The organism is Micromonospora parastrephiae (assembly GCF_016802865.1).
Classification (GTDB): Bacteria; Actinomycetota; Actinomycetes; order Mycobacteriales; family Micromonosporaceae; genus Micromonospora; species Micromonospora parastrephiae.
Genome location: NZ_JAEVHM010000207.1, coordinates 1 through 9,097, shown reverse-complemented (window position 1 = coordinate 9,097; position 9,097 = coordinate 1). Strand labels below are relative to the sequence as shown.

General features: G+C 72.0%; 7 protein-coding genes and 1 pseudogene. 7 read left to right on the top strand and 1 reads right to left on the bottom strand.

Going from position 1 to position 9,097, the window contains the following annotated elements:
* The 5 genes and pseudogenes from JNW91_RS26825 to JNW91_RS26805 form a co-directional block, all read left to right on the top strand.
* Window positions 1-1,867 (top strand): DUF1800 domain-containing protein (locus JNW91_RS26825; protein ID WP_203178181.1); only part of this gene is annotated, 1,867 nt, incomplete at its 5' end.
* Window positions 1,868-1,875: 8 nt separating this feature from the next.
* Window positions 1,876-3,258 (top strand): DUF1501 domain-containing protein, encoded by a 1,383-nt coding sequence (locus tag JNW91_RS26820; protein WP_203178180.1) that lies wholly within the window; start codon window positions 1,876-1,878, stop codon window positions 3,256-3,258.
* Entirely contained in the window at window positions 3,255-4,673 is a 1,419-nt protein-coding gene (locus tag JNW91_RS26815; RefSeq protein WP_203178179.1) for a ferredoxin reductase family protein, read from the top strand. The genes JNW91_RS26820 and JNW91_RS26815 overlap by 4 nt, the downstream gene beginning before the upstream one ends.
* An 11-nt stretch (window positions 4,674-4,684) precedes the next feature.
* Entirely contained in the window at window positions 4,685-5,290 is a 606-nt protein-coding gene (locus tag JNW91_RS26810; RefSeq protein WP_203178178.1) for an FMN-binding protein, read from the top strand.
* 49 nt (window positions 5,291-5,339) lie between these two features.
* A pseudogene (locus JNW91_RS26805) lies at window positions 5,340-6,061 on the top strand (FAD:protein FMN transferase).
* 262 nt (window positions 6,062-6,323) lie between these two features.
* Here JNW91_RS26805 and JNW91_RS26800 read toward each other — a convergent pair.
* Complete coding sequence (locus JNW91_RS26800) at window positions 6,324-6,995, bottom strand: bifunctional DNA primase/polymerase (protein ID WP_203178182.1); 672 nt, start codon at window positions 6,993-6,995, stop codon at window positions 6,324-6,326.
* Window positions 6,996-7,243: 248 nt separating this feature from the next.
* On the opposite strand from JNW91_RS26800, the gene JNW91_RS26795 reads away from it, so the two are divergent.
* Complete coding sequence (locus tag JNW91_RS26795; protein ID WP_203178177.1) at window positions 7,244-8,470, top strand: helix-turn-helix domain-containing protein; 1,227 nt, start codon at window positions 7,244-7,246, stop codon at window positions 8,468-8,470.
* 16 nt (window positions 8,471-8,486) lie between these two features.
* Window positions 8,487-9,059, top strand: a complete 573-nt coding sequence (locus tag JNW91_RS26790; RefSeq protein WP_203178175.1) for a flavoprotein — start codon at window positions 8,487-8,489, stop codon at window positions 9,057-9,059.
* Window positions 9,060-9,097: the final 38 nt, after the last annotated feature.

Below are 9,097 nucleotides of genomic sequence, written 5' to 3'. Positions count from 1 at the left end.
GTGGGTCGGTCCGGAGGGCCTCGGCCGCCCGGCCCCCGCCCGCACGGCCGGCACCGGACTGCCCACCCTGGACGATGACGAGCCGGGCCGCAAGGTCGGCCGGCGCAAGGCCATGGTCGCGCTCGGCGGCACCGCCGCCGTCGTCGCCGGTGGCGCGGCGCTCGCCATGACCCCGCAGATCCGGAGCCTCTTCGGTGACGAGGCGGCGGCCGGCGACGCGACCGGCAGCACGGTGACCGACGGGACCGCGGCGCGGCCCAGCGGCCAGCAGCCCAGCACGGTGCGCACCTACACCGAGCAGAACGAGAGCTACATGGGCTCCCGCGCCGGCGAGGCGCTGAAGAAGAACGCGCCCACCGGTGGCCGGACCTTCTCCGGGCCCGCCGCCGCGGCGGCGGAGACCAAGGTGACCGTCAAGACGGTGCTGGCCAAGGACCCGATCCTGCACCTGGCCCGGCGGGCCACCTTCGGCGCGACGCCCGCCGTGGTCTCCGACATCAAGAAGCTGGGTATCGACGGCTGGATCCGCGCCCAGATGGAGCCGGACAAGCTCGAGCCGAGCAAGGCCGAACTGAAGCTCGCCGAGCTGCCCACCCAGAAGCTCGACGTGCAGCAGTTGCGCGCCCAGCGGGACCAGCTCAACGACCAGGGCGCCCAGCCGGAGCGGGAGATGGTCGACGCCACCATCGCCCGGCAGATCTGGTCCAAGCGCCAGCTGTTCGAGGTGATGGTCGACTTCTGGAACGACTTCCTGCACGTCGCCGCCGACTTCGACGGCGGCGAGGTGTACCGCAACTCCTTCGACAAGGACGTCGTACGCAAGCACGCCCTGGGCAGCTACCCGGAGATGCTGGTCGCCGCGAACAAGCACCCCGCGCTGCTGATCTACCTCAACCAGAAGGACTCCCGCAAGGACGCCATCAACGAGAACCTCGCCCGGGAGAACCTGGAGCTGTACTCGGTCGGCGTCGACGGCGGCTACAAGGAGCCGGACGTCCGGCAGGCGGCCATGCTCCAGACCGGACGTGGCGTCGACGACAAGGGCAAGTACGTGTTCCGGCCCGAGCAGCACTACGTCGGCAAGGTGAAGATCCTCGGCTTCACCCACGCCAACAACTCGTCGGACCCGAAGAAGGCCGAAGCGGCGATCGACGCGTACATCACCTACATCGCGCTGCACCCGTCGACCGCGAAGTACGTGGCGCAGAGCCTGGCCACCCGGTTCGTCTCGGACACCCCGCCGAAGTCCCTGGTGGACCGGCTCGCCAAGACGTACACCACCAACAAGGGCATGATCAAGCCGGTGTTGATGGCGCTGTTCAGCTCCTCGGAGTTCTGGGCCGCGGTGGGTCAGAAGGTGCGCCGGCCGATGGAGTACCTGGTCGCCACGTACCGCACCCTGGGTGTGTCGCCGGAGGCGTCGCCGAAGAACAACAACGGCGACAACAAGCGCACCCCGTTCGCCCGGGGTCTGCGGCAGATCCACGACAAGATGCGCGAGCTGGGCCACTTCCCGATGGGCCAGCCCACCCCGGACGGCTACCCGGACGTCTACGTCGCGTGGACGTCGGCCGGCACCATGCTCAACGGCTGGAACGAGGCCGGTGAGCTTCTCGCCGGCTACCGCACCGTGTTCACGTACACGGCGCCGGAGAAGCTGGTCGCCAAGCCGCCGGCGACGGCCGGCGCGTACGTGGACGCGCTCTCCCAGCGGCTGGTGAACCAGAAGCTGAGCACCCGGGAGAAGAACCTGATCCTCGGCGTGGCCGGTGTGCCGGCGACCGCCAAGGTCGACGCCACGTTCAACGGGGCCATCACCGCCGTCGCGCGGGCGATCCTCGCTTCCCCCCAGCACCACCTCAGGTGAGGCACCCGATGGAGAAGACTGTGTACAACTCTTTCCCCCTGCACCCCGAATGCCCCGACCTGCGGCGGCTGGCCGACAACCCGACCGAGGCGCTGCTGCGCGCGGAGGCCGACATCGTCGCCGCGGAGAACGCGGCGGAGGCCGACCGCTACCGCACCCTGGAGAACCTGGAGGAGGCCCAGCAGGACGGTCGTGGCGTGACCCGGCGGACCTTCGTCGCCGGCGCCGCGGCCACGGCCACCGCCCTGGCCACCGCCCAGTTCGTCACCACCTCGGCGTCGTTCGCGGCGACCAAGACCGGCACCCTGATCCACGTCTTCCTCTACGGCGGGCTGGACGGGCTGAGCCTCGTCGCGCCGGACAACGACCCGGTGCTCGCCAAGGCCCGCCCCGACCTGCTGCTCGGCAACGACTCGCTGGCCCTGGGCCGCGGCTTCAAGCTGACCAGCGCGTTCAAGCCGCTGGAGAAGTGGCTCTCGGCCGGCCAGTTGGGCTTCATCCCGGCGGTCTCCGACGAGCGGCTGTCCCGCAGCCACTTCCAGGCCGCGGACGCCTGCAACCTGGGCGGGCTGCCCAACGAGACAGGTGGCCGGGGCTGGCTCGACGGTCTGGTCGACAACCTCGGCAAGGGCACCGCGTTCCGCAGCGTCGGTGTCGGCAGCACCCTGCCCCGCTCGCTGGTCGGCAACAACGGCGCGATCTCGCTGAACAACGTCGGCTCCCTGCGGCTCAACGGCGACGACCGGTTCCGGGCCGCCACCGAGAAGGCCATCAAGGGGCTCTTCACCGGGATCAACCACCCGGTCGAGGAGGCCGTGCAGGAGGGCATGGGCGCGCTGGCCACCGCGCAGAAGCTCGCCGCCAAGCCGTACCAGCCCGCCGAGGGCGTCAAGTACGAGGGCGTCGGCAGCGCGTTCCAGCAGCTCGCCCAGCTCATCAAGGGCGGCGCCAACGTGCGGGTCGCCACGGTCGGCATGGGTGGCTACGACACCCACGAGAACCAGGGCACCCGCGAGGGCGGCCAGCTGCACCGCCGGCTGAACGAGCTGGCCAGCGCGATGGCCGCGTTCTTCACCGACCTCGGCCCGCAGGCCGCCGACGTGACGATCATGGTGTCCAGCGAGTTCGGTCGCCGGGTCGGCTCCAACAGCGGCGGCACCGACCACGGGCACGGCGGTGTGATCACCCTGCTGTCCGGCAAGAAGCTGGCCGGTTCGCTGCTGGGCACCTGGAACGGTCTGGACAAGCTGGACTCCGGTGACGTGCCGGAGTACAACAACATGTTCAACGTCTACGGCTCCGTGGCGCAGGGCCGGTTCGGGCTCACCAACGCGGAGGTCGACAAGGTCTTCCCCCGCCAGAAGTACGCCCCGATGAAGCTGTACGCGTGACGCATTCGCACACCCACGCCGCCGGCCGCCGCACCGGGACCTCGTCCCGGCACGGCGGCCGGTCGGCTGCGCCCGTACCCCCGCAGATCCCGGCCCGGCGCGGACCCGGCGGCCGGCGGCTGCTGGCCGTGCTGCTTCTGGTCGGCCTGCTCGCCGCGGTGCTGCCCTGGTGGCTGGGCACGCCCCCCGGTTCGCTGCGGAGCACCGCGGCCACCCTCACCGCGGCGGGCCGGATCACCGGTCTGATCGCCGGCTACCTGCTGCTCGTGCAGGTGCTGATGATGAGCCGGCTGCCGGTGCTCGAACGGTGGATCGGCGGCGAGCAGATCGCCCGCTGGCACCGCGACATCGGCGCCACCCTGCTGGTCGCCGTGCTGGCACACATGTCGCTGATCCTCGTCGGCTACGCGGACCTGCGTAACCAGTCGGTCCTCGCCGAGGTGGGCACGCTGCTCGGCGACTACGAGGACATGCTGTCCGCGTTCGTCGCCACCGCCATCATGATGACGGTCGGGTTCAGCAGCATCCGGGCGATCCGCCGCGCGCTGCCCTACGAGGTGTGGCACCTGCTGCACCGGTCCAGCTACCTGGTGCTGCTGCTCGGCTACGGACACCAGTTCACCCACGGCGCGCAGCTCTACAAGCCGGGCCCGGTGCGCACCGGCTGGATCGCCCTCTACCTGCTGGTGGTCGCCGCCCTGCTCTGGGGTCGGGTGATCGCGCCGCTGGTGTTCAACCTGCGCTACAAGCTGCGGGTCGCCGACGTGGTCGCGGAGAACCCGGACACCATCTCCATCTACCTCACCGGCGAGCGACTGGGCCGGCTGGCGATGCTCGGCGGCCAGTACTTCCGCTGGCGGTTCCTCACCCGGGGCTGCTGGTGGCAGTCGCACCCGTTCTCCGTCTCGGCGGCCGCCAACGGCCGCTGGCTGCGGCTCACCGTCAAGGTGGTCGGCACGCACACCGCGGATCTGCGCGACCTGGAGCCGGGGACCCGGGTCTGGGCGGCGGGCCCGTCGGGCACCTTCACCGCCGCGCACCGGCTCCGCGAGCGGGCCCTGCTGATCGCCGGCGGCAGCGGCATCACGCCGATCCGGGCGATGCTGGAGGAGCTGCCGCCGGGCGCCGCGCTGATCTACCGGGCCCGCACACCGGCCGACGTGCTGCTCAGCCGGGAGCTGGACTGGCTGGCCCAGGAGCGCGACACGTCGGTCTGGTACGTCATCGGCTCCCGTGACGACCCCGGCCCCCGACAGCTGATGAGCCCGGACGGGCTGCGCCAACTGGTGCCCGACGTGGCCCGGCGCGACGTCTACCTGTGCGGGCCGCCCGGGCTGGTGGAACAGTCGGTGCGCGCCCTGCGCCGGGCCGGCGTACCCCGCCGGCAGATCCACCTGGCCACCTTCGAGTTGTAGGAAGGCATCGCATGCGTCGCGCGTTCCTCGCGATCACCGGTCTGGCCGCCAGCACCACCGCGCTGGTGGTGCTCAAGGGCTCACCGGACGCCACCCAGGTCGCCCAGAACCTGCCGACCGCACAACCGGTCAACCCCACCGGGCCGGGCGCCGACCCGAGCGTCGCTCCGGGCGCGCCCGGCGGCGACCCGACGGCCGGGGCGCCGACGCCGTCGGTGAGCGCCAAGGCGCCGGTCTCGCCGAAGCCCGGCAAGACCACCGCCCGCCCGTCGGGCACCAGGACGACCACGAAGGCTCCCAGCGCTCCGCGGACCACCACCAAGGCGGCGCAGCCGACCACCCGCCGGGTCACCGGGAGCGGCTTCGACAACGAGTACGGGTACGTGCAGGTGCAGATCGTGGTATCCGGCAACCGGATCGTCGAGGCCGTCGCGTTGTCCCTGCCCAGCGGCGGCGAGTCCGACATCCACAGCGGCGACGTCCGCAGCAGGTACGACGGCGGCGGCGGCGAGGTGGTGCAGAAGCAGAACGCCAACCTCAACACCGTCTCCGGCGCCACCGAGACCAGCAACTCCTACAAGCAGTCCCTGCGGTCCGCCATCGAGCAGGCGTTCTGACGTGCCGACGGCGATGACCCGACGCGGGCTGTGCCGGGTCGAGCAGATCATGGGTACGGCGATCACCCTGGACCTCGCCGACGACCTGCCGCCGGCGCGCCTGCACGAGCTGGCCGACGAGGTCTTCGCGTGGATGCGGGAGGTGGACGCCCGGTTCAGCACGTACCGGGCGGACAGCGAGGTGTGCCGCTTCGACCGGGGTGAGGTGCTGCTCTCCGAGGCGTCCGCGGACCTGCGGTTCGTGCTGGAGGCGTGCGCCGACCTGTGGGGCGCCACCGACGGGTTCTTCGACGCGTACGCCACCGGCCGGCTCGACCCGTCCGGGTTCGTGAAGGGCTGGGCGGCGCAGGTCGCCTCCGACCGGCTGCTCGCCGCCGGGGCGGGCAACCACTGCGTGAACGCCGGCGGCGACGTGCGGGTGCGGGGCCTGTCCCCGTCGGGGGAGCCGTGGCGGATCGGCATCCGGCATCCGTGGGACGCGATGGCGACCTGCCTGATCCTCGCCGGGACCGACCTGGCCGTGGCCACCTCCGGCGTCTACGAGCGGGGACGGCACGTGCTCGATCCGCGCCGGGGCGCCCCGGCCAATGGGCTGCGTTCGGTGACGGTGGTCGGTACGACCTGGGGACCGCCGACGCGTACGCCACCGCCGCCCTGGCCATGGGGGCAACCGGCATCGGCTGGCTGGACCGCCTCGACGACCACACCCACGCCGTCGTCACCGACGACGCCCGGCAGTACCACTCCGCCGACCTCCCGCTGACCGACTAGCGGAGCGGGCGGTGGGTGCCGGCGGGGCGGGAGCCGGTGGGGCGCGGTCGGCCGGGGCGCGAGCCGGACGGCCGGGTGCCGGCCCAGCGGTGCCGTGGGTGGCTGCGCCGGGGCGGTTCGGTGCCCCCGGTATGAGGCGCTCTGTCGTCCGTGGACATTGTTCCCCCGTTCGTGGCGCGCGTTCGCGCCGTCTCCCTGTCAACGAGGACCGGCGCTCCGGCGACGCTGTCGGCCGCCGGATGGATCGGCGGCTCGGGTGGTGTCACATGCCGCGCCGGGGCAGCGGCAGGTGTCCGGGGAGCAGGTCGGGTGCGAGCGTCACGCCGCTGGCCCGCAGCGCCTCGATCACCGTGTTCTGTACGAGGTACGAGTCGGGAAGTTGCCAGCGGGCCTGTTCCGGGGCGACCGCCCAGCGGACCGTCCCCTCCGGCAGGCGGGTGGGTGGTGCGGGAATCCACGAGCCCGGCCCGTGCCGGACCACGTGGAAGCAGTGCTCCAGCTCCGGGCGCAGCGGATCGCCGGGGCGGACCAGGAACATCCACCGTCCGGTGGGGGTGACCAGCACCGGTCCGCGTACGCCGGTGCCGGCCGGGTGGATCTGCACCGCGTCGAGCACGTGCCGGCCGAGGTTGGCGGACACCTCCAGCACGTCGAAGGCGCGACCGGTGGGCAGCAGCACGCCGTGCGGGCGGGTACGCCACCAGGTGGCCACCCGGGCCGGGTCGGCGCTGGCCGCCAGTTCCCAGTTCTCCAGGGCGGGGTGGCAGCCCACGGTGGGGCAGCCGGCCCGCCCGCAGACGAAGCGGCTGCGGGCCAGGCAGGCGCCGGGGGTGACCTCCCACCCGTGTGCGGCGTACCGGATGGCGACCCGGCGCAGCCGGACGCGTTCCAACGGCGACAGTTCGGCGACGCGCGGTCCGACGTTCCCCCACATGTGTGCCATCTCCCCTCGTCGGGCCCGGCGGACGCCAGGTCGCATGTCGAGCACCGTCACTGCCGTAACCCACGATCGTTGAGGTTGACGAACGGCTCGTGCAACTTGCACGAAAAGTACGAGGACTGGCTGTACGGCTGACGTACATGCTGTGCGACCAGCGAAAACCTGAAGATGAACGAGAATCGCCGCACCCGCGGACATCGTCGCGGCCCGATGGGCCGGCGACGGCAGGGAGGGATGGGGAGATGGACGAGCTACCCATAGGGCGGCGAGTGGCCTACTGGCGGGGGCGGCGCAAGATGTCGCAGCAGGTCTTCGCGGACCGGCTGGGCAAGTCGAAGAGCTGGGTGGACAAGGTCGAGCGGGGCGTCCGCCGGCTGGACAAGTTCTCCGTCCTCTACGAGATCGCCGACATCCTCCAGATGGACGTGCAACTGCTTCTGGGCAAGGATCCGGAGCGGCGCGCCGACGCGCTCAACTGCATCGACCAGGTCGAGGTGCAGGAGATCCGGGCGGCGTTGGAACGCTACGACTCGATGAGCGCGTACTTCGACGCGGCGCCGTACCCGCCGCCGCTGGACGACATGCGCAAGGCCGTCAACCACGCCTGGCTCACCTACCAGTACGGCCGCTACGGGATGCTCACCCGGGCGCTGCCCAAGCTGCTGCGCGACGCCCAGGCGGCCGACGCCGCGTACGACGGTGAGCACGCCGCCGAGGCGGCCCATCTGCTCGGGCAGGTCTACCAGATCGCGTCGTCGGTGCTGCGCAAGCTCGGCGAGTGCGAGCTTGCCTGGCTGGCCGCCGACCGGTCGATGGCGGTGGCCCAGCGGGCCGACGATCCGCTGCTGGCCGGCATCGCCACCACCCGTGTCTGCAACGCGCTCGTCGCCATGGGCCGGGCCCGCCCGGCGCTGGAGCTGAACGTCCAGATCGCCAACCGGCTGGCGCCCGGCAGCAGCGAGGTGTCCCCGGCCCAGCTCTCGGTCTACGGGATGCTGCTGCTCCAGGGCGCGATGGCGGCCTCCCGCATCGGTGACTCGGCGAGCGTCGACGACCTGATCAACGGCGCCGCGGAGGCGGCCGCCCGGCTCGGCGGCGACCACAACCACTACTGGACCTCGTTCGGTCCGACGAACGTGGAGCTGCACCGGGCCGCCGCCGCGGTGGAGCTGGGCGACGGGGGCCGGGCGGTGGAGGTGCACCAGTTGCGCATCGTGGAGCCCGCCTTCAACGCGTTGCTCCCGGAGCGCCGCGCGCACCACCTGCTCGACATCGCCCGCGGCTACGCCCAGATCGGCGACGTGGCGAACGCGGGCGAGGCGCTGCTGCGCGGTGACCGGCTCGCCGCGTCGGAGATCCGCTGCCGGCCGATCGCGCACGAGGTGATGTCGGACATCCTGCGTCGCACACGTGGTGCGCCGCCTTCTCCGATTGCGGAGTTGGCTGAGCACATGGGAGTAGGGGTATGAGCGCGGAGCCGGTTTGATGGCCGGTTCACCGCGCACCAGCGGGCACCGCGAGGTGCTCTATGTCATCGCCTGCGGTTCGCCGCTGGCTCGGAAGGTCGGGCATCTGGTCGATCTCGCCCAGCAGGACGGTTGGGACGTCTGTGTGGTCGTCACGCCGGACGGGGCCAAGTTCGTCGACCAGGCCGCCCTGGTCCGGCAGACCGGTCACCCGGTGCGGACGCACTACAAGAATCCGGGCGACCCGGACGTCCTGCCGCCCGCCGACGCCATGATCGTCTGCCCGGCCACCGTCAACACGGTCAACAAGTGGGCGGCCGGGATCGCCGACACGCTCGCACTCGGGTTGCTGGTCGAGGCGCAGGGCAAGGGGATCCCCATCGTGGCGGTCCCGTACACCAACGCCGCGATGGCCGCCCACCCGGCGTTCCGGGCCGGCGTGGCCCGGCTGGCCGACTGGGGCGTCACGGTGCTCTTCGGTGATCACGTGGTCGCCCTGCACCCGCCGGGGACGGGCGAGCAGCACCTGCACGCGTTCCCCTGGCAGCTGCCGTTGGCCGCGCTGCGCAGCGTCTCCTGCCGCGTCGCCTGACCGCCCGCCGGGCGTGCCCCGCGCGCCGCCCGCCCGGC

What these genes read in the sequence shown, in the direction of transcription:
- JNW91_RS26820 (WP_203178180.1), top strand. Translation starts at nt 1,876, where the DNA reads ATGGAGAAGACTGTGTACAACTCTTTCCCCCTGCACCCCGAATGCCCC.
- JNW91_RS26810 (WP_203178178.1), top strand. Translation starts at nt 4,685, where the DNA reads ATGCGTCGCGCGTTCCTCGCGATCACCGGTCTGGCCGCCAGCACCACC.
- JNW91_RS26800 (WP_203178182.1), bottom strand. Translation starts at nt 6,995, where the DNA reads ATGTGGGGGAACGTCGGACCGCGCGTCGCCGAACTGTCGCCGTTGGAA.
- JNW91_RS26795 (WP_203178177.1), top strand. Translation starts at nt 7,244, where the DNA reads ATGGACGAGCTACCCATAGGGCGGCGAGTGGCCTACTGGCGGGGGCGG.
- JNW91_RS26790 (WP_203178175.1), top strand. Translation starts at nt 8,487, where the DNA reads ATGGCCGGTTCACCGCGCACCAGCGGGCACCGCGAGGTGCTCTATGTC.